The organism is Marseilla massiliensis, assembly GCF_023336985.1.
GTDB lineage: Bacteria > Bacteroidota > Bacteroidia > Bacteroidales > Bacteroidaceae > Prevotella > Prevotella intestinigallinarum.
On record NZ_JAMBLP010000019.1, the window covers coordinates 31,088 to 54,230 of the forward strand.

Sequence of the window (23,143 nt, forward strand, 5' to 3'; positions counted from 1 at the left end):
GTTTATTGTTGTATAAAGATTGAGCCAATCCGCCGTGAGGCATCTGCCCCGTCGTCACATCGACTCCAGCTCAATGGCTTTGGCGCGCCGTTTGGTCGAGCCGCGGAAGCAGATGTAGTATGCCACGGGCAGCACCGTGAGCAGCAACACCATGGTTATCAGTGTGCCGTAGCAAATCACGGTGCCCATTGGCATCCAAAGCCCGCTCTTGCCAAGTATCATCGGTATCACCCCCATCGACGCCGCGGCCGACGTCAGGAATATGGGTCGCATCCTGCGGCGTGCCGACTGGTAGATGGCATCGCGCACGTGCATGTGCTCTTTGGCCCTGAGCTCTTCGGCATAGTCGAACATTATGATGCCGTTGCGCACGATGATGCCCATCAGTGCCACGATGCCGAGGAAGCAAGTCACGCCGAAGTCGACGCCCTGGATAATCACGCCGAGCGACGTTCCGAACAGGCACAGCAGCATAGAGGCAAACAGCAGCAGCGACGGGCCTACCTTCTTGAAGTGGGCTATGAGCACGAAGAGTATCACCACGGCCGCTATGCCCAGCCCGGCGAGTATGGGCGGAATCTTCTCGTTGGTGTCTTCCACGTCGCCTCCGGGTGCAACAGTGGTGCCGGCCGAGAGGTTCAGCGTGGGCAGCAGCTCGGTTATGCGCTGCATCTGCTCCATGCCGTTCTCGCCGCGGCGCAGGTCGGCCATCACCGTAATGGTGTACACGCCGTTGCGGCGCACCATCCGGCCCTCCTGCCACGCGGGCGTCACGGTGGCCACCTGCCTCAGCGGCACGTCGCCGAGCCCTCCGGCCACCGGTATGGGCTCGTTGCCCAGGTCGCGCGGCAGGGCGCTGTCGGCGTGTTCGCCCTTTATCACCACGTTCTGGTCGTAGTCGCCGTTCCACACCTTGGCCACCGGCAGTCCGTCGCCGTAGCGCAGTGCCAGCGTGGTCTCCACGGTGGTGTTGCTCACCCCGAGGCGTGCGGCCTCGTCTTCCTTCAGCTTCACCATTGCCGTGGGCAGCGGTTCGTCGTTGTCAGAGTGTGCCAGCGTCAGCTCGGGCATGGCGCGCATCATCGCCAGCAGCTTGCCGGCATCGGTGCGCAGCGAGTCCCAGTCGTTGCCGCTGAGCCTGAACTCCACCGGGTAGACGGCTTCGCTGTAGCTCAGCTGCTTGAACCTGACGAGCGCATCGGGGAAGGCCGCATGGTAGCGTGGCGTGTATTCGTCGAGCAGTTCGATGGTTTCGTCCACCCCCGTGGTGTTCACAATGAACTGGGCGTAGTTGGTTCCGCCTATCTGCGGGGCGTAGCTGTTTTGGAACCGTGGCGAAGAGCATCCCTTGAACGATGCCACCGACACCACGCGCGGGTCGCGTCGCAGTATGTGCTCCAGGCTGTCGGCCACCCTTGCCGTGCGTTCGATGGCCGCCCCCGACGGCAGGTATATCTCCACGGCAAACTGGTTGCGGTCGGCCGTGGGCATCATCTGCTGTGGCAATGTGCCTATGAGCATGATGCCGGCAACGGCGGTGGCCAGTCCGGCGGCCACCGTGGCCTTTGGCCAGCGGAAGCAGAAGCCTATGAGCCGGTTGTAGTGGCGCTGCAGCAGGTCGAGCACCGAGAACGACTTCTGCCTGTGCTGCATGGGCTTGCGTATGAATCAGAACTGCAAGAACGGCACGAGCAGCGTGGCAACCAGCAGCGACACGCCCAGCACGGCGGTGATGGCCCAGGGGAAAGTGAGCAGGAAGTCGTGTATAATTCCCGTCGTTGTGAAGAGGAACGGGAAGAAAGTGATGCTTATGGCGAGCGTTGCCGAGAGTATGGACTTGAAGAAATGGGTGGTGCTCTCTATCGAGGCATGCCAGCGCGACATGCCCTCGCCAATCTTCTCGAGGTAGTTGTCGATGATGACGATAGAGTTGTCTACAATCATGCCGAGCGTCAGCACGAGCACGGCCAGCGTCACCGTGTTCAGCTCGAAGTTGAAACAGTAGAGCAGGCCCAGCGATATGAATATGGTGATGGGTATGGTCGAGGCGGCCACCAGGGCCACCCTTAGCGGCAGCAGCAGCATTACCACTATGACGACAGCCACGATGGCTATGGCCAGTTCGCGCAGGAAGGTGGCCACACTGTCGCTTACCACCCGGCTTTGGTCGGTGATGCGGTAGATGCCCACATCTGAAGGAAGCTCCGACCTGAACTCTTCGGTGGCCCTGTTGACGTCGTTGCCCATCTTGACAATGTCCTGCCCTTTCTTCATCTCTACCGACAGCAGCAGGCATTTCTTGCCGTTGTATGTTATGTAACTGTCGGCCTTGGGGTATTCCCTGGCCACCCTGGCCACGTCTTTCAGCCTTACTATGTTGCCCTTAGGGTCGGCGTAGACAACCATTTGCTCGACGTCGCGCACAGCGTTGAGCGACCGTGCCACGTAGACGGGCTGCACCTGCACGTCGGTCTGCAGCCGGCCGCCGCTGGTGGCAAAGCCCTTCTGCATCAGCTTGGCGGCGAGCATGCGGTCGGACAGGCCGTATTTCGTCAGCCTGGCGTTGTCGACATATACCGAAATCTGCTCTTTCTGCATGCCGCTGACCGTCATCCGCCCCACAGACGGGATTAGCCTGAGCCGGTCTTGCAGCCTATCCATGTATTCGTTGAGCTCGCGGTAGGTCTTGTCTTCGCTCTCCATGGCAATGAGCAGCGCCGAGGTGTCGCCGAAGTCGTCGAGCACCTGCAGGGCGAGCACGTTGTCGGGCAGCTGCGACTTGAACGTTGCCACGCCGTGCTTGAACTTGCTCCAGAAGGCGTCCTTGTCGTTTATGTCGTCGTTGAGCTGCACTTGGATGTACACTATGCCGTCGCGGCTCTGCGAGAAAGTCTTCTCTTTCTTCACCTCCTTGTAGCTGAAGATGTACTCTTCGAGGGGTTTGGCCACCTGCTCGGCCATCTCCCGGGCGCTGTTGCCGGGCGCCACGGCCACCACCATGCCCTGCCTTATGGTGAAGTCGGGGAATTCGTTCTTGCGCATCTGCGGCAGACTGTAGATGCCGAAGGCCATGAGGCAGCACGTCAGCAATATTATGATCTGCCTGTAGTGCATGGCCCATTCAACGAAATTACGCTTTTTGTTTTCCATCATGTATTGCTTTTTGTCGTAGAGTGGTGCAGTTGTCAAATTGTCTTAACCTTTGTGCCGTTGCACACCTTCTGGCTTCCCTCGACGATGACGCGCTCGCCGGCTTTCAGCCCCGACGTCACCGTCACCCCGTCGCCCACGTATTCGCCGCAGTTGATGTCGCGCCGGGCAGCCTTGCCGTCGCTTACCACCCATACAAACGTTTTGTTGCGCTCGTCAATCTGCACTATTCCTGCCGGCACCACCGGGTATCCCGTAGCGCCGCGGCTGCTTAGCGTAACGCTGACCACCATGCCCGGCAGCAGCCGGCTGTCGGCGTTGTCCACCTTGAGCCTCACGTCGTACGAGCGCGACAGGGCATTGGCGGTGACGCCTTTCTCGGTGACGGTGGCCCGGTAGCTCTTGCCTCCGAGGGCAGCCACGTCGATGCGGCCCTTGTCGCCGACATTTATCTGCCCTATTTCGGCCTCGGGCACCGACATGCGCACCTGCTGCCCGCCGGCCGACACGAGCCGGGCCACGGGCGTGCCGGGCATCACGTTCCGGCCCGCATCGGCCATCTTGGCGGCTATCACGCCGCCGAACGGGGCCGTGAGCCGGCAGTCGGCCAGCTGCTTGCGCGCTGCCTGTTCGGCAGCCCGGGCCTGCCTGAGGCTGCTCTGCGCCTCAACCCATTTTATTTCGGGCAGGCTGCCGCTGTCGTGCAGCTGCCTCATGCGCCCGAAGGCGTCGTCGGCCCGTGCCAGGGCGGCCTCGTGGGTGCTGCGTGCCGTTGTGGCGTCGAGGGTGGCTATGAGCTGCCCCTTGGCCGCCCTGTCGCCCATGTTCACCCTGATTGAGCTCACAGTGCCCATGGTGGCAAAGCTCAGGTCGGTGCCGTTGGCCTCTTCCACCGTGCCTTGGTATTCGTCGGGGGCATACCCCGTGGGGGCCGCCACGGCCATGGTCTTCACACATACCGGCCCGCCGGCTGCGCTCTCTCCTTGCCCGGCGTCGTTGCAGGCGCCCGCCAGCAGTGCTGCTGAGAGTAGCAATGGATAGCATTTCTTGTTCATATTTTTCATTGCGTTGGTTGGTTTGTTTGGGCTACAAAAATATGCCAATAGTGTGATATATGTCGCCGGGCTTGTTCCTCAATAGTGTTTAATTTTTCCATATCAGAGCAAATGAGGTAAAATTAGACACTAATATAGCATTGTAAAACACGGCTTTGTGGTAAAATATGACTTATTTTGCATCCGGATAGGAGAAGAAATAATGAACACAGACAAAGTTTCGGAAATGCTGAACAACAGGAAATTGAGCGAGAAGGTAGCCTATAGTGACGAGGGGGTGGCCCTGTTTGAGAGCACAGACAGGATGACCACCGTGAGGAACGTCAACATCGACGCCCTGCTGCTGAGCCTGTGCCAGAGTGGCCACGCCACACTGACCATCGATGGCGTTGAGCACGAAGTGTCGACATACGACTTGCTGGTGTGCCTGCCGGGCATGACCATATCGCGGAGCGAGACCAGCGGCGACATCTGCGGGTGCTGCATCTGCATGTCGAAGGACTATGTGCAGCAGCTGTCGCAGATGAACAGCGGCGACTTGTGGAACGCGATACTCTTTCTGAGCAAGAATCCGGTGCTGAGGCTCGAGCCGTCTGAGGCGCAGTCGTTCAAGATGTACTATGACATAATAAAGGCCAAGATAAACCGCCAAGACCGCCGTTACGGCAAGAAGCTGGTTGAAACCCTGTTCCAGGCCTGCCTATACGATTTTTACGGGCTGCTCGAGCGTTTCCTCGACCCGCAGCAACGGCCGCGCCATTCGGCCGAGAAGGTGTTCCGCGACTTCATCGGCCTGCTGTCGTCTACATATCCGCGGCCGCGCAGTGTGGCCTTCTATGCCGACAAACTGTGCATCACGCCCAAGTATCTTTCGGCCGTATGCAAGCAGGTGAGCGGCATGACGGCCCTGAAACTGATAAGCAATTTCGTGTCGAACGACATACTTAGGCTGCTCAACGACACCGACAAGAGCATGAAGGAGATATGCAACGAGCTGGGCTTCCCCAACCCTTCGTTTTTCGGTACTTATGTGCGAAAGACGCTGGGCATGTCGCCCCGCCAGTACAGGGAGCGCCGCAAGTGACGTGGCGCCGGGCCCGCGGCCCTGCGGCCCGCGGCATGCACTCTTGCCGTTCTTGATGGCCGGGCAGGGATGAAGGGGCGCCGGGCCACGCCGAACGGCCTGTAACGAGATGCCATACGGCCCGTTTTGCATTGCAAGACGGGCCGTATGGCGCAATGGTATCTGTGGTTGTCGCCCTCTGCTGCCTGCCGGCAGGTGGCAGCCGCCCCGGGGCCGCTTGGCTTGCCGGCCCGCATAGGGCGCAGGGGCCTGACTGCCGGCTGTGGCGCGAGGGCTGCGGCGTGCAGCGGCCCGGCCCTCCGGGTGGCGCCGGGTGTCAGTCGGCGCTGTCGCCCCCGCCGGTCACTATTTTCTTGATAAAGCGTGCCGGGTTGCCGCCAACCACAGTCATCGGCGGCACATCGTGCGTCACCACGCTGTTGGCCCCCACTATAGAGCCGTAGCCAATGGTCACCCCGGGCAGCACCGTTGCCCCGATGCCTATCCACACATTGTCTTCGATGACGATGGGGCGGCCGTAGGTGGCGCTCCGGTTGGCCGGGTCGGGGTCGTGGTTGATGGTAATCAGGTTTACCTTTGGGGCTATGAACACGCCGTTGCCGAGCGTTATGCCACCGCGGTCGAAGAACGTGCAGCCCTGCTGAATCCAGCAGTTCTTGCCTATTCTGATGTTTTTGCCATAGTCGACATAGAATGGCGGGAGCAGCGTTACGCTCGGGTCTACCTCGCGCCCGGTGATGCGCGAGAGGTATGAGCGCACCTCGTCGGGCGTGTGGTAGCCCTCGTTCAGTTCGTATGCCGTCTTCATGGTGTCGAAAATGGCGCCGATTAGTCGGTCGTAGCCCGGTTCGAGGGGCGACACCATAGCCCCCGAGAGGTCTTTCTCGAAGATGTCTGTTGTTGTGTTTTCTTTCTCTGTTGCCATTGTCATGAGCCTTTTGTTTGTTTGCGCCGGCAAAATTAGCAATTTTGGCGCCTCCCGCCGGTAGACGCATTACTTGTGTTTGTATAGATATAACAGAATCGGTGGCGCCAGCCTTCGCCACCGTTCCCGTCCATGCCTGCCGCCGCCGCTGGCCGGGCCGGGCGTGGCGGCGTTGTTCCGTGTGTTGGGGTATTCATCTCGGTCAGTGTATTTTCAGTGTGCCTATATATCTTGTCACGCTCAGGTCGCTGTCGTCGTAAATGGGGCTCCGGCCCGTGTCGAGTAGCGATATGGCCTCCATCTCGACGTCGGAGAGCGTGAAGTCGAGTATGCTGATGTTCTCTTCCATGCGCTCCCGGCGCACGCTCTTGGGTATGACGGCTATTCCCCGCTGGTTGAGCCAGCGCAGCACTACCTGCGCCGTGGTCTTGCCGTGGTTGGCGGCAATGGCCTTCAGCGTCGGGTTGTTGAAGATGTCGCACTGGCCTTCGGCGAATGGAGCCCACGCCTCGTGCTGTATTCCCTCGCCCTTGAGGAACTTGTTTGAGGCTTTCTGCTGGAAAAGCGGGTTCGTCTCAATCTGGTTGACGGCCGGTTTCACCTCGTTGTGCAAGAAGAGGTCTTGCAGCCTCTCGTCAGAGAAGCTCGTCACGCCGATGGCCCTTATGCGCCCCTCCTTGTAGAGTCGCTCGGCTGCGCGCCACGCCGCATAGTAATTGCCGTATGGCTTGTGCAGCAGCCACAGGTCGAGATAGTCGGTCTGCAGCCTGTCCATCGACGCGTCGAAGGCTCTCAGGGCGTCGTCATACTCGTAGTCTTGCACCCACAGCTTTGTGGTTACGAACAGCTGGCTGCGCGGCACGCCGCAACGGCGTATGGCGTTGCCCACTTCGCGCTCGTTGAAGTAAGAGGCTGCGGTGTCAATCATGCGGTAGCCCACCTCGATGGCGTCGGTTACGGCCTGTTCTGTTTGCTCACGTGGAATTTGGTAGACGCCGAAGCCTATGGCCGGCATAGTCACCCCGTTGTTCAGTCTTGTTTCTTTCATCGTCGGATGTATTTATGTTTTCATGGCAAAGTTACTGTGTTCAGGGCAAACGGGCGTTATGAAAAGCGGCTCGAAATTTTCACTTTTCGTGGTTTTGGCGTATCTTTGCATAAAACATAAAGACAAAGTTGGAATGGGATTGGCAGAAGATGAGGAAATGGCCGGCATCGAGTTTGTAGACATTGCCGGCGGCTATGACCCCAGGCAGGGCCAAGGGCGGGTGCTGCACATGATTTGCCTGGGCGGGGGCATGAGCTTTTCGTTTGGCGGGGTGGCCTATAACGTAGGTGCCGGCGACTATGTCATAATGCCCGACACGTCGTTTGCCTCGCCCATCAGCGCCTCGGCCGACTGCAATTGCATGGCCATGAGCCTGTCGGAGGCGTTTGTGGCCTCGATGGCCCTGCGCAGCAATTACGGCGTGGTGGGCCACCTGTCGCTGCTGCAGAATCCGGTCATGCGGCTTACCGAGGCGCAGTGCCGCACCTGCCGCGAGGTGATGGGCCTGCTGGCAGACAGGGTGGGGCGGCCCGGCCACCTGTTTCGCAAAGAGATGATGGGCCACCTGCTCATGGTGCACATACTCGACCTGTATGACATTCACGCCCGTAGCAACAGCCTTCAGCAGCCCATGGAGCGTGCGGCCTTGATTGTGCGCGACTTCATATCGATGCTTTACGATGGTGGCCCGACGGCCCGCAATGGCGTTGCCGCCTATGCCTCGCGCCTTTGCGTCACTCCCCACTACCTCACCGAGGTGTGCCGCAGTGTCAGTGGCAGGCCGGCCTCATACTGGATAGAGCGCTTTGCCATGCGCGAGGTGGTGATGCTGCTGGCCCGTCGCGACCTTACGCTCACGTCGATAGCCGAGCGCCTGGGATTCTCGTCGCTGTCTTATTTCAGCCGTTATGTGCGTTCACGCCTCGGCATCACCCCGTCGGAGTATCGCTCCGGGCGCTTTTAGCCTTGTGGCTCCCGGCGTGTGCCGCAATGCCACAGCCCCGGTTGGCGGCGGCATGCGGTTGGATGGCTTTGCCGCTTTGCCTGTTGGTGCAATCAGGGTCGTTGCGGCCGTAGCGCCTTCCGTGCGCAATGGTGGCGTTTGGCGTGGCGGGCAGCAATCCTGTGTGTTCATCGGGTGGGCTTGGCTTGGGCGGCATCATAATACGCAGTCAAGCCCTAAGTCATCGGAACCGAGACTTAGGGCTTGACAGGGTGCGCCTGATAGGACTCGAACCTACACGTCGCGAGACACCAGATCCTAAGTCTGGCGCGTCTACCAATTCCGCCACAAGCGCATTTTAGCGGTGCAAAGTTAAGAATAATTTGCTTAAATTGCAAATATATCCCGGCTTTTTTATTCTTTTAGCAGGTTGCGGGCGAATTCTATTATGGTGTCGATGCCTTTGTCGAAATCATCGTCAGTGATAGACACCTTATAGTCGGGGGCTATGCCAAACTCGGTTGTCTGGCCCTCGGTGTCGTACATAGGGCAGGCCGAGAAGCGCACTGCCCACCCGTTGGGCAGCGAGTTGTTGAACGGCAGGCCGGCCCCGCCGCCGGTGCTGTCGCCCACTATTGTCACCGAAGGCATGCACGCCATGTATTTCACAAACTCGTTGGCGGCGCTGTAGACGCTCCTGTTGGTGAGCACACAAACCTTTTTCTGCCACCTCATGTTTGACGAAGGCTCAATCCATTGTTCCTCCTTCTCTGAAAAGTCGTTGTGGCCCGGCCCTGTCTTATGGCAGATATAGCCCACGTGCACAGCCTCGTTGGTGAAGCGCGCCGCCAGTTTCTCGGCGTTTGTCAGGTTGCCTCCGCCGTTGTTGCGTATGTCTATTATCAGGCCGTTGCACAGCATCAGCCTGTTGATTGCTTCGTCAAGGTTGCCTTCGCCGATGGCGTCGCTGAAGCTTTCGTAGTATATGTAGCCGATGTTGTCGTCGAGAACGCGGTATGTTATGCCCGACGCTATCAGGTAGTCTGTGCCGAGGTAGCGCCGTTGCAGCGTGTCGCTGAAGTTCGAGGGATAGTCCTCTTTCCAGCTCCAATAGCGCGCGAAGTCTGCCGCCCGCGACAGGTTGACGTGGCCGTCGCGCAGTTCCGACAGCATGTCGGCCATGACCTCGAACAGTTGGTCGGACGTCATGTTGTCGCTGATGCGCACCCTGTACTTGGCGTATACATCGTCCCAGTCGAGCCCGTATTCCTGTTTCTTGTAGTCGAAGAAGCAATAGTGCTCGTCGATTATTTTCCACAGGGCCTCGAAGTTGCCCGTGGGCGAGTCGTCGAACTCCTCTTCGTCGACGCAAGAAGTGACCGTTGCAGCCATGGCAACGGCAATGATGACGTATGATATGAAGCGCTTCATGGGCGGTAGCTTATTAGTTTGAACCGCTTGACGAAGCCAATCATGAAGCGGTGGGAATAGACATGCGACTTCAGGTTGTTGACATCGGCCTGCTGGTAGTCGCCCAGATATCCGAAGCGGAGCGTCGTCCGGCGCCCGATGTTGACGTCGGCCATGAGCTGCTGCCTCAGGCATGGGGCGCTGACGAGCGTTGTGGGCACCACGTTGTGGTCGTAGTTGCCGCGCGAGAACAGCTCGTAGTAAGACTGCCCGTAGTTGGGGCTGAACATGACGCCTATGAGTGGCAGCTGCGCTTCGTAGCGTATGGCCATGCGGCATTTGCCGATTGAAAACCTGTAGGCGGCCGCCGCCGACGGCATGACGTTGAGGTGGAGCCGCGCCTGGGCCGGGTTGTTGCCGTTGCCCGTATTGTATATGAAGCCTATGTTGGCGTCGACCATTCCCCCGGCCATCAGTGTGAGCCTGTCGGCTGCCAGTTGCCAGCAGTGGTATCGCCCCCAGTAGAAGTTGTAAGAGCCCTCCAGCTGGCGCGACTGTCGGCTTCGGTCGCGCGTTGTCGATATGTTGGCCTGGTGCTGCATGGCCGTCAGCCAGCGGCTGCCCGGGCGCTGCCGCTCCACCGAGGCCAGGAAGGTGAACCCCGGCCCGGCAAAATGCTCTTGCGACAGATAGGTGTCGAGCACCTTTGTCCGGCCCGCGCCAACCATGTATGCGGCCGTTGTTATCCGTCCGGATGCCGTCGAGTCTGCCTCCTGGGCGGCTGAGCACAGCGGCAGGGCGGCCATGGCGGCCATGGCCATTCTAAAGGTCTTCATCGTTGAAGAGGCTAAGTTGTCCGTTTATCTCGTCGATTACCTGCTGTTGCGACTTGCCGGCGTCGGGGTCAAGGTTTTCCTGCTGCTCGTCGTCGGTGTCGTCGTCGTCTGGCTGTTCTTCTGGTTCGGGAAACCGGGTGGGTTCCAGTTCGGTTATGCTTTCCACGTTCCAGGTGGTGATGCGCTTGCCCTTGGCCTTGAATCCCTTGACGGCAATGAACTGTTCGGCGTCAATCTCCATAGGCGGGCGGGTGGCGTCGTTGCCTCCGAAGGTCACCTGCAGCCGCGGGAAGGCCACGTCTGTGAGCAGCACCTGGCGGCTGTTGGGGTTGTCGCCCAGGTAGTTCTGCTTCCGCTTGGTGGCTTCCATGTAGAAACGCTTGACGTATGGGTAGCCCTCGTTGTCGGCATCGTAGAGCACAGCCGTCCATACCTTGTGCGGGTCGAACTTCTCTATGCGTGCAATGTTGTCCTCATAGTGGTTGTTGGCGTCGAAGTTGGTGGCATAGAAGTCGCCCCCCTCGAGCACCACCAGTATCTGGTCGTCGTCGAGGAACTCGCCCAGCAGCCTTCCGTGGTCGTCGTAGTTCAGCCGGTTTACGTCGGGGTCGTACCACACCTTGCGCCCTCCGAGCGTAGAGTGGCCGTGGCTCTTCAGCCCTATGCGGTGTATGGCTTTCTTCGTGAGCAGGTTGCCCTGTGCGGCGCGGCCCTTGATTGCAATCTTCGAGAAGTCGCGGTCGAAGAATATGTTGGTGCGCCGCTTCACCTCGGTTGGCTCGAGCGTTATCTTTATCACCTCGGCCTCGCCGTTGGGGTTGGCCGTGAAGTATACCACCTTTGAGCCCGGCGTGCCCTTGGTGAGGTCGTATTCGCGGTCGCGGGTCATGGCCGTCACGTTGAACCGCTTGATGTAGTAGGGGCCGTTGCGGCCGTCGCGGTATACCGTGTTGTATATGGTTCGCTTGTCGTTGCGCTTGAACACGCCCACGTGCAGTATGTTCTTGCCCACGAAAATCTTGTCGGCCACGCGCACAACCTTGTACTTGCCGTCTTTGTAGAACACGATGATGTCGTCGATGTCGGAGCAGTTGCACACAAACTCGTCTTTTTTCAGCCCCGTGCCGATGAAGCCTTCCTGCCGGTTGATGTACAGTTTCTCGTTGGCCTCGACTACCTTGGTGGCCTCGATGGTGTCGAAGTTGCGAATCTCCGTGAGCCTCGGGTGGTCTTTGCCATACTTTTCCTTGAGGAAGCGGAACCAGTTGGCCGTCACCTCGACCATGTTGGCCAGGTCGCGCTCAATCTGCTCTATCTCGGCCTTGAGGCGCGCCATGAGCTCGTCGGCCTTGTCTTTGTTGAACTTCAGTATGCGCTGCATCTTTATCTCGAGCAGGCGCAGTATGTCGTCGCGCGTCACCTCGCGCACCAGTTGCGGGTAGAAGGGCGTGAGCCGCTTGTCGATGTGCTCGCATACGGCGTCGACGTCGGGGGCCTCTTCAAACTTCTTGTCTTTGTAAATGCGCTCCTCGATGAATATCTTTTCGAGCGAACAGAAGTGCAGTTGCTCCAGCAGTTCGCCCCGTCGAATCTCCAGTTCGCGGCGCAGCAGGCCCATGGTGCGGTCTACCGAGCTGCGCAGCACGTCGCTCACGGTGAGGAACTGCGGCTTGTCGTCGGCAATGACACAGCAGTTGGGCGATATGCTCACCTCGCAGTCGGAGAAGGCATAGAGGGCGTCGAGCGTCTTGTCGGACGACACTCCCGGCGCGAGGTGAACCTGAATCTCTACCTCGGCGGCAGTGTTGTCGTCTACCTTGCGTGCCTTTATCTTGCCTTTCTCGATGGCCTTTAGTATAGAGTCGATGAGCGTGCTGGTGGTCTTGCCGTAGGGGATTTCGCGTATTACGAGCGTCTTGTTGTCGAGTTTCTCTATCTTTGCCCTCACCTTGAGCGTCCCGCCACGCTGCCCGTCGTTGTATTTGCTCACGTCGATGCTGCCGCCCGTGGGGAAGTCGGGGTACAGGTTGAACTCCTCGCCGTGCAGGTAGCTCACGGCCGCGTCGCACAGCTCGTTGAAGTTGTGCGGCATTATCTTCGAGCTCAGGCCCACGGCAATGCCCTCTGCGCCCTGTGCCAGCAGCAGCGGAAACTTGACGGGCAGCGTTATCGGTTCGCGGTTGCGCCCGTCGTAGCTCAGCTGCCAGTCGGTGGTCTTGGGGTTGAACACCGTGTCGAGCGCGAATTTCGACAGCCTGGCCTCGATGTATCGTGGCGCGGCGGCCCGGTCGCCCGTCAGTATGTTGCCCCAGTTGCCCTGAGTGTCTACAAGCAAGTCTTTCTGTCCGAGCTGCACCAGGGCGTCGCCTATCGACGCGTCGCCGTGGGGGTGGAACTGCATGGTGTGGCCCACGATGTTGGCCACCTTGTTGTAGCGCCCGTCGTCCATTCGTTTCATCGAGTGCAGTATGCGCCGTTGCACGGGCTTCAGGCCGTCCTCGATGTGGGGGACGGCGCGCTCCAGTATAACGTACGAGGCATAGTCGAGAAACCAGTTCTGGTACATGCCGCTCAGGTGGTGCACCGCCGAGGCGTCAAACCTGTCTACGGGTTTGTAGTCGGAGTGCTTTGTGGGCTCTCCGTCGGTTTCGTTCTCGTCGTCGGTGTCGTCGGTGTGGTTGCCGGCCGCCGGCTTGGCGTCGGTCTCGTTGCTTGTGTTGTCAGTGCTGTTGGCGTTGGTTTCTTCGAGGGTGTCGTTGTCTTTTATTTCGTCGCTCATAAATTGTTGTTATCGCAAATTTGCCTCAAAGTTACTTATTTTTTCTGACTTCGGCAAGTTTTGCGCAGCAAAAGGTTTCGGCGGGCTTGTGCTCATGGCTTGCCGGCGGCTCTCGTGGTGGTTTTCGGGCCGCTGTTGCTGCCATTGCCTTATGCAAAGGCAAGGGTGGGCCGTTGCAGGCGGCCCGTGACCGGGAAGGTCATGAACCACGTCAGAGTCAATGCTCCCGAAGCCGCCAGCTGCATCCTTTTGTTTGGGTATGCGCCGCACCGGTTTGCAAGATGGCATGTATTGCGGGGTAAGGGGGGCCGTTCCATGTCTTGAGACGGCAGGTTTTGGAATGGAATGCGGCCCGTTGTGCAACCGGCTGAGTGCCAGGCTGTTGACCGGTGCCAACCTTGCGGCACGGCTCGGCATGAAAATGACTGCCGCTGCGGGTGGCTTTTGGGGAGGAAACAAAAATGGCCGCCCGGCAAGGGCGGCCATCCAAACATGAGTATCTGTTGAAAAATTAACCGATGCCAAGCCATTTTATTCGGACATCTTGTCTTTACCATCGCCTTGCGCGCTCTTCCGGGTTGTCTTCAAAGGCCTCGTCGGTAGCGTAGCAGGCTACGATACCTCTTCCGGCCTTACTAAGACATTCACCGAACTGCGCACAACCTGATGATAATTGATTATCAATAGCTACTTAACAAACAGAATTATTAAAATCATGAAGAGTCAATGGCGTTTCACGTATTTGCGGCCGTTGCTGATGTATATGCCGCCGGGCAGCTGGCCGCTGCTGCCACGCCGTTGGCCGCCGAGCGAATAGACGGGTCCGCCCGCGGCGGCGCCGGTTGTGATGGCGCTCATGGCTGCCGTGCCCTCGTCGGCGAAGTGGCCCTTCACGTACACCCGGTAGCCCTTGGCCTGCAGCTCAAACGTGTGGGTGGCGCCGAGGCTGACGGCCTTGCGGCCCGTGCCCCGGGCGATGGTCTCGCTGTCGAGCCACAGCCCGTATTCGCCGGCGGTGAGCCCGGATACGGTTGCGGCGGTGGCCGATGTGCCGAAGTTGAGCACCACCACGGCCTCGCTGTCGCCCTGCTTGCAGCTGTAGGCCAGCACCGATGTGTTGTTGTTCACCGTGAGCCAGCTGACGCTGTGGTTGTCGGCGGCGGCTTTGCCGTCGCGGAAGGCAGCCACCGAGTGTTTCAGGGCCGACAGCGTGCGTATGGTGTTGAGCATCTTGCTGTCGGTTTGCGCCCAGTCTATTTTTTCGTCGGTAAAGTAGTTTAGCGCCTGGTTGCCGCCCGTTTCCTGGCCGTTGTATACAAGGGGCATCCCCCAGACGGTGAAGTAGAGCACCGTGAGCGGGTAGCGGTTGTCGCCATACTTATGGGTGAGCGTCTTCTTCTTCTCGTTGTAGTTCTGGTCGTGGTTGGTAAGGTAGAGCATGCGCCCGAAGCCAATGCCGTCCTGGTGGGCCATCAGCGTGTTGGCAAAGGCCCTGGGGCGTGCGGCGGCGGTGCCGTTGCCGAAATTGGCCAGCTGGCTCTGGAACTGCCATGCGTAGTCGTAGTCGAAGCCGGCCGCCTTGAGGCGTGTGGCGTCGGCGGCAATGTCGGCCTCGCCAAGAAACGTGATGGCCTTGCCGGCCTTGCAGCCCTTTATCTCAGGTATGGCTTCCTGCCAATAGCTCACGGGAATCTCGCGGCTGCTGATATAGTCGCACCGGTAGCCGTCGATGTCGGCCCGGTCTATCCAGAACTTCATGCATCCGGTCATGGCCTTGCGCAGTTCGCCGTTGCCGTAGTCCAGCTGATATACGTCGGCATAGTTGTTGGGATGCACAAAGCTGCCTCCCGACCTCTTGTAATACTCAGGGTGCTCGCCCACCCACCTCGCGTCGGTTGCCGTGTGGTTGGGCACCCAGTCGAGCCATACCTGCATGCCGAGGGCGTGGGCGGCCCCGACAAAGGCCTTCAGGTCGTCTATGGTGCCGTAGGCCGGGTTTACCTGTTGGAAATCGGTGGCGGCATAGGGGCTGTTGATGCCCCCGCCACGGGGGTAAATGGGCATTAGCCACACAATGTCGGCGCCTATGCGCTTCAACTCTTTGAGCCGGGCCTGTGCCGCGGCAAGGGTGCCTTCGGCGGTGAAGGCCCCCACGTTCATCTCATAGACCACATGCTGTCCGTCGGCGTGATGACCGTTGTTGATGTCGTCCACATAGTCGGTTGCCATGGCGCGTGGCGCGGCCAGGCCCCAGCAGCACAGCAGCGCTGCAATCAGTCTTGACGTCTTTCCCATAGGTTCACTGTTTTTTAACGTATACCGCATATCCCTTGCCTTGCAGCCGTATGGCCGATTGGGGTGCCAGTTTGACGTCGGCCATGGCAGGCCCGCTGCCAATGGTGCGGCTGTCGAGCCACTGTTGGTAGAGGCCCGCCTCGATGCCGCTTAGCTGCACGGCCGCCGGCTCCCTGCCAAGATTGAGCGCCACCACCACCGGGCCGCGCCTGTAGGCCAGCACCTGCGAGCCTGCAGTCTCGATGTATTCAACGGGCGCTGTTGCCGAAAGCGAGGCGAAGGTGTGGTGCAGTGCCACCAGCGTGCGCACGGTGTTGAGCATCTTGCGGTCTGCCAAGTGCCACTTCACCTTGGCGTCGGTAAAGTAGTTGAGTGTGTCGGGGTCGCCTATTTCCTGCCCCTGGTATATTAGCGGCATGCCATGGAAGGTGAACTCCAGCACGGTGAGCAGGTAGCGGTTGTCGCCGTAGAAGTCTTTTAGCGTGTTGCCTCCGTCGTTGTAGTTCTGGTCGTGGTTGGTAAGGTATACCATCCGCTTGTTCTTCACTTTGGCCGAGGCCGCCAAAAGCCTGTCGCAGATAGCCCGGAGCGAGTCGGCGTTGTCGCTGTCGTTGAACTTGCGGGCCAGTTCTCCCTGGAAATCCCATGCGTAGTCGTAGTCGAAGCCGCACGAGTCGATGCGTCTGTTCTCAGGGTTGGATATGTCGGTCTCGCCCAGAAACTCTATGGTCTTGCCGTGGCTGTTCAGCTCGGCAATGATGTCTTGCCAATACTTCACCGGTATGGTGGGGCTGCTGACGTAGTCGCATCTGAACCCGTCGACGTCGGCCACGCTTATCCATTGCCTCATGGCCGAGTTCATTGCCTCGACAAGGCCCTCGTCGTGGTAGTTCAGCTCGTAGACGTCGCCCCATCCGTGCGGGTGTATCATCCGCCCGTGGGCGTCTTTGGTGAAAAACTCAGGGTGTTCGGCCACCCATCGGTTCTCGACGGCCACATGGTTGGGCACCCAGTCGAGCCACACCTTCATGCCGCGCCTGTGGGCTTCGCCTACAAATCCCTTCAGGTCGTCTGCCGTGCCGTAGGCCGGATTAACCTTGGTAAAGTCCATCGAGGCGTAAGGGCTGTTCATCTTGTGGCCCCGCGGGTAGATGGGCATGAGCCAGAGTATGTCGGCCCCGAGCGTGTCGAGGCGGCCCAGCTGTCGCCCTGCCGCGGCGAAAGTGCCCTCGGGCGTGAATGCTCCGATGTTCATCTGGTAGATGACGCGGTTGTCTGGCGTCACCGGCTTGGTGTTGTCTATGTCAAATTGCTGTGCCCCCTGCCCGCATGCAGCAGCCAACAGCGCCGAGGCGAGCAGTGGAATGTAAAATGTCTTCATGCCGTTTTTATTTGTTGACGTATTTCTTGCCGTTGACAATGTATATGCCTTTGGCCCTGCCGCTGCCCCAAGGGCCGGCTTTGCGGCCGTTGAGGTAGTATGCGTGGCTGCCGTCGGCTGCCGGTTGGAGGCCTACGGCAGCGATGCCGGCCGGCGTAAGCTCTGTTACGCCCGAGGCGCTGACGCGCAGGTAGTAGTCGCGGTTGGCCGTTACGGTGAAATCGGCCACCTGCCTGCCATTGTTCCAATTGTTGAATATCAGGTTGTATGTGCCGCCGTCGGCATCAAGCAGGAACACCTTGTAAGCATCGCCGCCAATGGTCTTCTCGTCGACCCAGCCCTGGCCGGGCCATGCGCCAAACAGTTCGCCGTCACCCCAGGCATACAGCCCCAGGGCGTCGAAGCCCGTCTCGTCGATGACATAGATGTAATGCTTGGCCGTGGGTACGGCAGGCAGTTCGCCGCAGAGCCTGAAATTGTCGATGGCAAGGGCCATGGCGTTGTTGGCCGCGTCGCCGGAAGACACCGTGATGTTCCATGCCAGGAAGAAGTCGACGCCTGGCTGCATCCTTGCGTCCAGCTCGGCGCTTACCGGTATTGTCTCGCCGGGCACGTCGTCATATCCCCCGGTGGTGGCATCGGGGGCCAGCCTGGTGCAGAAGTCATTGCCGGCCGACGTCCAGTTGCGCCCATCTGTGGAGTGATACATCTGTACGGTGAAGCCTGCCGGGTTGCTTCCCATGCGGTATTTCTCAACATCATAGCTTATGTGAAGTTTCCCGATGTCCTTGCGTCCGCTGTTCATGAAGTGGGCGTAGATGTTTACGCAGCGTGTGCCGCCGGCGACGCCGGTCGAGATGCCGCCCACGGCGCGGTCGGCGCCATTGTCCGCCCCGAAGTTCCACGTGCCGTTCTTTGCGTTCGGTGGCAGGGCGGCGCCACCGGCATACATCGTGTTGTCGAGGGCTGCGGCATAGCTGCCTACGTTGCGCGGGGCCGTTGTCTGCCTGTCAATGCGCCATGCCAGGGGGAGCCGGGCGCCGGCGTCGCTGCCCATGGCGTTGAAGTCTTCGGCCGCCGACAGGTGGTCGGCGTCCATCTCTATGGCAGGGAATACGGTGACCTCGGTCTCTGCGTGTGCCACTTTCACCGTTGCCACGGTGCTGAACAGGCTGTTTTGCGCGCTCACCTTGAATGTTCCTTCGGTCTTGTCGCTCCTGAACACATGGTCGTCGCCCAGCGTCCCGCCGCCGGTCAGAGTGTAGGCCAAATCGGCCGGCGCCTCCATCTCGTTGCCATATTGGTCGCGTGCCACAGCCGTAAAGCGCACGGTGGCCGCTGTGTGGTCTACATAGTTGGTGAACTTCGCCAGGGCCTTGGCTGCATAGCTGCGCATCGAGGCCGCCTCGGCGTCGGTAACGGCGGCCGGGTGATAACTGATGGTGGCCGGGCTCTCGCCGAAGATGAGGCCATATTCCATGCATGCAGCCATATAGGTAGACTTGTCTGTGGGGTGCCGGTCGTCCTGGTACCACGATGCAATGCCTTCCGCCCCCTCGGCGTCGAACGCCTGTTGGTAGGCAAGGCCAACGGGGCAGATGGTGACACCCGTCTCGCGTGCCACGTCCTGGCAGTTGTTCAGGAGCGTGCTGTTGAAGTCGGTGAAGTTTGTCCAGTCGCCACTGTACGCCCAGTTCATTGGTACAATGACCACGGCATTGGGGTTGGGGCAATGCTCGCGTATGTATTCAACCCACTTCCTGACATTGTTGCGGAACGCCTCGGGGTCGGTTCTTGGCAGCGAGCTCTGCTCCTGGAGTATGATGTGCGACCATGCCTCGCTGCGTATTAGCATCTTGGCGCCGGGATTTCCGTCGGCGGCCAGTCCGTCGCCCTCGTCCCAATGTGTGCTCAGGGGCTTGCCAAGCAGTGTGTGCTTGGTCCAGTGGACGTCCTTGCCCATGGCCCTGGCAATGTCGTTGAACATGAAGTCCTGGTCGTTGTAATGTATCAGGCTGTTGTTAAGCGACAGCACCTTGACCTTGGCGGGCAGTTGCGGCACGAGCGTTACGTCGGCAGGCTGCAATGCCACCGACTGCAATGCAGACGGTTCGCCGGGTTTGCCCCCCTCCTTGCTTTCCAGCATGAGGGTCGCCCCGGTGTCGGCAATGGTCAGCAGTATGCGCTTGCAGTCGAAAATGTAGCCGCACGGTATGTTGTCGTCGGTGCCCGGCACCAGCGCATAGGGCCTGTCGGCCATGATGGCGCTGCCGTTGCTGCCGTAGTTGCAGAGCGAAGTCCATTTTGCATCGGCTATCTTGAAGTTGCCCGACAGTTCCTTGTCGTATATTGCATAAGTGCCATTGCCCTCGTCGCTGAACTCCCAAGCGCTGTCGGCCAGCCACCCGTTTACCTCGCCACGGAGGAAGATGCCCGACGCCACGAAGGGCGGGCGTGACGGGTCTTCGCCGTCGGGGTCGGGAAGGGGCTCGCCAAACGATGCCGTCAGGCTTACGTTGTCGAGTGCCAGGCCCATGGCCTTGTTGGGCGTGGTGCCCCTTGACACGGAGATATTCCATGCCAGGTAAATCGAACCGCCCGCAGCCACGGCCGTGTTCAGTTGCTTCCCGCCGACCGAAGCTGTGGCAATGGGCACGTCGGCAGCACCGAGCGTTTCGTCGTCCTTGGCAAAGTCGGTCTTGGAGTCGCTGCCGGCCTTCTTCCAGTTGCTGCCGTCGGCAGAGTAGTATAGCTGTACCGTAAAGCCGTTCTCATTGCCGCCTTTCCGGTATTTCTCTATGTCGTAGCTTATTGTCAGCTTGTTCAAGGGGATTGTACCGCCATTGACCAACCGGGTCATGACGTTTACGCAGCGCGTGCCGCCGTCTACTGTCGTTGACAGGCCGCCGACGGCACGGTCTGTTGGGGCGGCGCTCGAGCCGAAGTTCCAAGTGCCGTTCTTTGCATTTCCCGGCAGGCCGGCGCCACCGGAGTACATCACTTCGGTGGCGGCAGCACTGTAGGAACCCACCATTCGCGGCGCGCCCATCTGGCGCTCGATGCGCCAGCCGTCAGGCATGTTTAGGGTGGCGGCCGATGCCGTGGCATCCCACATGCCGTCAAAGTTCTCTGTCGCGGTGTTGTTGGCGGGTGTCAGGGTTATGCCGTCGCCAGCTTTTGCCTGGCATAGCAGGCAAAAGGCGGCGGCGAGCATAATGGATAGTTTCTTCATTGTTGCGAATCGGTTTACAGGTTATGCACGGTCAAGGCTGGAATGTTTCCGGGTCTATCTCTGTGACGCCTGATGTGGTGATGTGTAGATAGATGTCGCGGTCGATGGTGAAGGCGAAGTCGGCCAGCTGGCTGTTTCCTGCGTTGCTGAATATCAGGTTCTCTGCCAGCCCCGCGTTGGCGGCACCCATGTCGAAATACTTGTAGGCAACTCCGTTGACGGTCTGCTTGCCGGTGGGCTCCATGCCGGGCCACCCGCTGTTCAGGTCGTTCACGTCGCCCCACATGTACAGCGTCAGGGCGTCCCAGCCTGTCTCGTCATACACAAACACGGCAAAGCCATCGTGCTTGACGCTTGGTTCCTGGCCAACTTCTTCAACGCCATTGGCTGTGATACGCAGATAGATGTCGCGGTCGATGGTGAAGGCGAAGTCGGGCAACTGTTGTCCGTTGCCGCCATTGTTGAATATCAGGTTCTCTGCCAGGCCCGTGTTTGCGGCGCCCATGTCGAAATACTTCCATTTGGTTCCGTCCTTCTCCAGCGTTCCTGTAGGCGTCATGCCGGGCCACCCGCCGTTCAGGTCGTTCACGTCGCCCCACATATACAGCGTCAGGGCGTCCCAACCTGTCTGGTCGTCAACGTAGACCACGTAGCCGTCGTGTTCGGGTTCGGGCTTTTCGCCATCGCTCCAATAGTAGCTCTCCCAGCGCTGTCCCCACACGTTGGTGAATGTCCCGACGCCCGGATTGTCTGTGTGCAGGGCCGCCTTGCCGCCGATGGTGTACTCCATTCCCTGCGAGGCGGAGTAGAAACGGAAGCCGTCGGCCAGCGTCTTTCCATCAACAAAGCTCTTGGGGTCGAGGTAGATGCCCCACTTCACGTCACTCTGTGGTGCCTTGGTCAGCATATACTGCTCCTGGCCTATGGCTGCGCTGTCGCCGTTGAACGCCCCGATGATGTATATTTTGTCGTCGGCGGTGGTGCCGAAAGGCGCGATGAACTCCAGCAGTATGCGGTCGGCACGTGTTTCAAACTGCTGACGCTCATGTTCGAATACGATGTCCTCCTTGTCCGAACAGCTGCTCACGAGCCCCGTCAGGGCCAGCAGCGTCAGGGCCAGATGATATAGTCTTTTGTTCATAATGCTTAATTTTACAATGCTTCAATACTTATTTGTAGTTAGGATTCTGTATGAGGCCCGGGTTGACAGACAGGGCCGACTGCGGCAGCGGGTACCATTCGTACTTGCGGTCGCGCTTTGCCGGCAGGTTCACTCCGTCTTCGGTTGCGCGCCCCCAGAACCACCATGTGCCCTGGGTGAACTTGTCGAAGCGGCGCAGGTCGGTGCGTCGGCGGTTGCCCTCGCCCAAATACTCTTTGCCCCACTCGGAGAGCATCCAGTCCATGTCGAAGCTGTCGAAGCCGGGTCCGGGGATGCTCAGCGCGGCTGCGCGGTCGCCGCTGCGGTAGTAACGCTGGCGAACAGCGTCAACGTATTTCTTTGCCTCGCCGCTGTTGCCTTTGCGCATCTCGCATTCGGCCACATTGTAGTAGGCCTCGGCCAGGCGGAACTGCACGTCGTCGATGCTCTTGAAGCCTCCCTTGTCGTCGTTGGGATATAGCGGATATTTCACCAGGCGCACGCCGGAGTTGGTCTCGCCCCAGCGTGGATTCATCACCACCTCGAGGTTGCGGCCTAAGTTCAAGAACGTACCAAGCTGGTCTACAAATACCAGCGCCTGCCCGTCGCGGTCGGCGTCGGCGGTAAGTATGTCGCCTTTGCCGAAGTTGGCACGCATCTCTCCTTTGAGGAACATGCCCGGGCCGTGGGTCTTTGTGGCCGCATCGTACACATAGTTCTGCTTGCGTATGTCGCGGTCGTCGAACCGCTCGTAGGGTGCTCCCAGCTTGTCGTTGTAGGGAGCGTCGAGGAAGCAGCGTGCTCCTTTCGTTCCGCCCGTGGGCTGCACCGTGCCATAGTTGTCGTATGAAGGCACGAGGCATACGCAGTTCCAGGCGCCGATGCCGTCGTAGCTCTGCTCGAAGTAGTCGGCATATCCGTACCACATGCCTATCATGGTGCGGACGTTGCTAATGGCGTTGGCGGCACCCTGTCCGTCTTCTGCTGCCAGCGCGAATATCACCTCGGGGCTTTTTACATTGTCAATGCTGTAGAGGTTGCGGTAGTTGCTGTCGAGGCCGTAAGTGCCGTAAGTGCCACTGATGATTTCTTTCGACAGGGCTTCGCACTCGTCGTAATGCTTTTCGCCGATGAACACCTCGGCGTTGAGCAGCAGGCGGGCCTTCAGCATGCGGTTCATGGCTTGGTTGGCACGGTTTACCGTGGTGTGGCTGCCGTCTTCCTTGGCCAGCGCGTCGACGGTCTCGTCGAGCTCACTGGCTATGAAGTTGTATATCTTCTTGCATGAAGCGTCCCAGTCGGCGTCGGCCGTGCCCGGCACATCGCTGCCGGCAGAGACATTCAGAGGCAGCGCGCCTCCCCAAAGCTCGAACAGGCAATAGTAGTTCCATGCACGTATGGTACGAACCTCGGCCACGTATTGGGCCAGTTTCTCGTTGCTCATGTTCAGGCTGGCCGCATTCAGGTTTTCCATGTCGCTGAGCAGCAGGTTAGCCAGGCCGACGGCAGTCCATGCCCCGGTCCAGGCATTGTTGATGATGGTCGACTCTGAAGTCCAGTTCTGCCAAGAGAGCACGGTCTTCATGGCTTCGTCCCAACCCCACAGGCCCCCATTCCATGAGCGCCAGGTAAGCTGGTCGGCCGGGTATTCAGACAGATGGAAGAAGTTTTCGCCTGCCAAGGTCGAAGATGTCTGGTAATAGATGGCTGCCACGGCCCCTTTCACACTGGCCTCATTTTGGTAGTATGCACCGGCATCGATGCGGTCGTACACTTTCTCGTCAAGGTCAGTGCAGGCATTTAGTCCTGCCATCAGGCAGGCAACACCGAATATATAATGTTTAAAGGTAATCATAATGATCTA

Annotated in this window: 13 protein-coding genes, 1 tRNA gene and 1 pseudogene; 2 read left to right on the plus strand and 13 right to left on the minus strand. The window is 59.4% G+C overall.

Going from position 1 to position 23,143, the window contains the following annotated elements; translation table 11 throughout:
- Positions 1-54: 54 nt before the first annotated feature.
- Together M3089_RS12050 and M3089_RS12055 are read right to left on the minus strand one after the other, a co-directional pair.
- Positions 55-3,150 (minus strand): annotated as a pseudogene (locus tag M3089_RS12050) (efflux RND transporter permease subunit).
- Positions 3,151-3,185: 35 nt separating this feature from the next.
- Positions 3,186-4,214 carry an efflux RND transporter periplasmic adaptor subunit gene (locus M3089_RS12055; RefSeq protein ID WP_249084370.1) on the minus strand — a complete coding sequence of 343 codons (1,029 nt, stop codon included), beginning with the start codon at positions 4,212-4,214 and terminating at the stop codon, positions 3,186-3,188.
- 193 nt (positions 4,215-4,407) lie between these two features.
- Between M3089_RS12055 and M3089_RS12060 the strand changes: the two genes are divergently transcribed.
- Positions 4,408-5,289 carry a helix-turn-helix domain-containing protein gene (locus M3089_RS12060; RefSeq protein ID WP_249084371.1) on the plus strand — a complete coding sequence of 294 codons (882 nt, stop codon included), beginning with the start codon at positions 4,408-4,410 and terminating at the stop codon, positions 5,287-5,289.
- Positions 5,290-5,605: 316 nt separating this feature from the next.
- On the opposite strand, the gene M3089_RS12065 is transcribed toward M3089_RS12060, so the two are convergent.
- The gene (locus tag M3089_RS12065) at positions 5,606-6,220 is read right to left on the minus strand and encodes a sugar O-acetyltransferase (protein WP_249084373.1); all 615 of its coding nucleotides are present in this window, start codon (positions 6,218-6,220) and stop codon (positions 5,606-5,608) included.
- Between the two features lie 196 nt (positions 6,221-6,416).
- Complete coding sequence (locus tag M3089_RS12070; protein ID WP_249084376.1) at positions 6,417-7,262, minus strand: aldo/keto reductase; 846 nt, start codon at positions 7,260-7,262, stop codon at positions 6,417-6,419.
- A 133-nt stretch (positions 7,263-7,395) separates the two neighbouring features.
- Here M3089_RS12070 and M3089_RS12075 point away from each other — a divergent pair, with 133 nt between their 5' ends.
- On the plus strand, positions 7,396-8,226 hold the full coding sequence (locus M3089_RS12075) for a helix-turn-helix transcriptional regulator (RefSeq protein ID WP_249084379.1): 831 nt from the start codon (positions 7,396-7,398) through the stop codon (positions 8,224-8,226).
- Positions 8,227-8,478: 252 nt separating this feature from the next.
- On the opposite strand, the gene M3089_RS12080 is transcribed toward M3089_RS12075, so the two are convergent.
- From M3089_RS12080 to M3089_RS12120, 9 genes are all read right to left on the minus strand, one after another.
- A tRNA-Leu gene (locus tag M3089_RS12080) sits at positions 8,479-8,560 on the minus strand.
- 59 nt (positions 8,561-8,619) lie between these two features.
- Positions 8,620-9,636, minus strand: coding sequence for a S41 family peptidase (locus M3089_RS12085; RefSeq protein ID WP_249084380.1), 1,017 nt, complete (start codon positions 9,634-9,636; stop codon positions 8,620-8,622).
- Positions 9,633-10,451, minus strand: a complete 819-nt coding sequence (locus M3089_RS12090; protein WP_249084381.1) for a DUF3316 domain-containing protein — start codon at positions 10,449-10,451, stop codon at positions 9,633-9,635. The genes M3089_RS12085 and M3089_RS12090 overlap by 4 nt, the downstream gene beginning before the upstream one ends.
- The gene (locus M3089_RS12095) at positions 10,438-13,230 is read right to left on the minus strand and encodes a DNA gyrase/topoisomerase IV subunit A (protein WP_249084383.1); all 2,793 of its coding nucleotides are present in this window, start codon (positions 13,228-13,230) and stop codon (positions 10,438-10,440) included. The genes M3089_RS12090 and M3089_RS12095 overlap by 14 nt, the downstream gene beginning before the upstream one ends.
- 723 nt (positions 13,231-13,953) lie before the next feature.
- Entirely contained in the window at positions 13,954-15,525 is a 1,572-nt protein-coding gene (locus M3089_RS12100; protein ID WP_205107371.1) for an alpha-amylase family glycosyl hydrolase, read from the minus strand.
- A 4-nt stretch (positions 15,526-15,529) separates the two neighbouring features.
- Positions 15,530-16,906: an alpha-amylase family glycosyl hydrolase gene (locus M3089_RS12105; RefSeq protein WP_249084384.1), complete on the minus strand. Its 1,377-nt coding sequence runs from the start codon at positions 16,904-16,906 to the stop codon at positions 15,530-15,532.
- Between the two features lie 7 nt (positions 16,907-16,913).
- Positions 16,914-20,138, minus strand: coding sequence for a DUF4886 domain-containing protein (locus tag M3089_RS12110; RefSeq protein ID WP_249084385.1), 3,225 nt, complete (start codon positions 20,136-20,138; stop codon positions 16,914-16,916).
- Between the two features lie 31 nt (positions 20,139-20,169).
- On the minus strand, positions 20,170-21,279 hold the full coding sequence (locus M3089_RS12115) for a starch-binding protein (RefSeq protein WP_249084386.1): 1,110 nt from the start codon (positions 21,277-21,279) through the stop codon (positions 20,170-20,172).
- Between the two features lie 28 nt (positions 21,280-21,307).
- Positions 21,308-23,134 carry a RagB/SusD family nutrient uptake outer membrane protein gene (locus M3089_RS12120; protein ID WP_249084387.1) on the minus strand — a complete coding sequence of 609 codons (1,827 nt, stop codon included), beginning with the start codon at positions 23,132-23,134 and terminating at the stop codon, positions 21,308-21,310.
- Between the last annotated feature and the right edge of the window lie 9 nt (positions 23,135-23,143).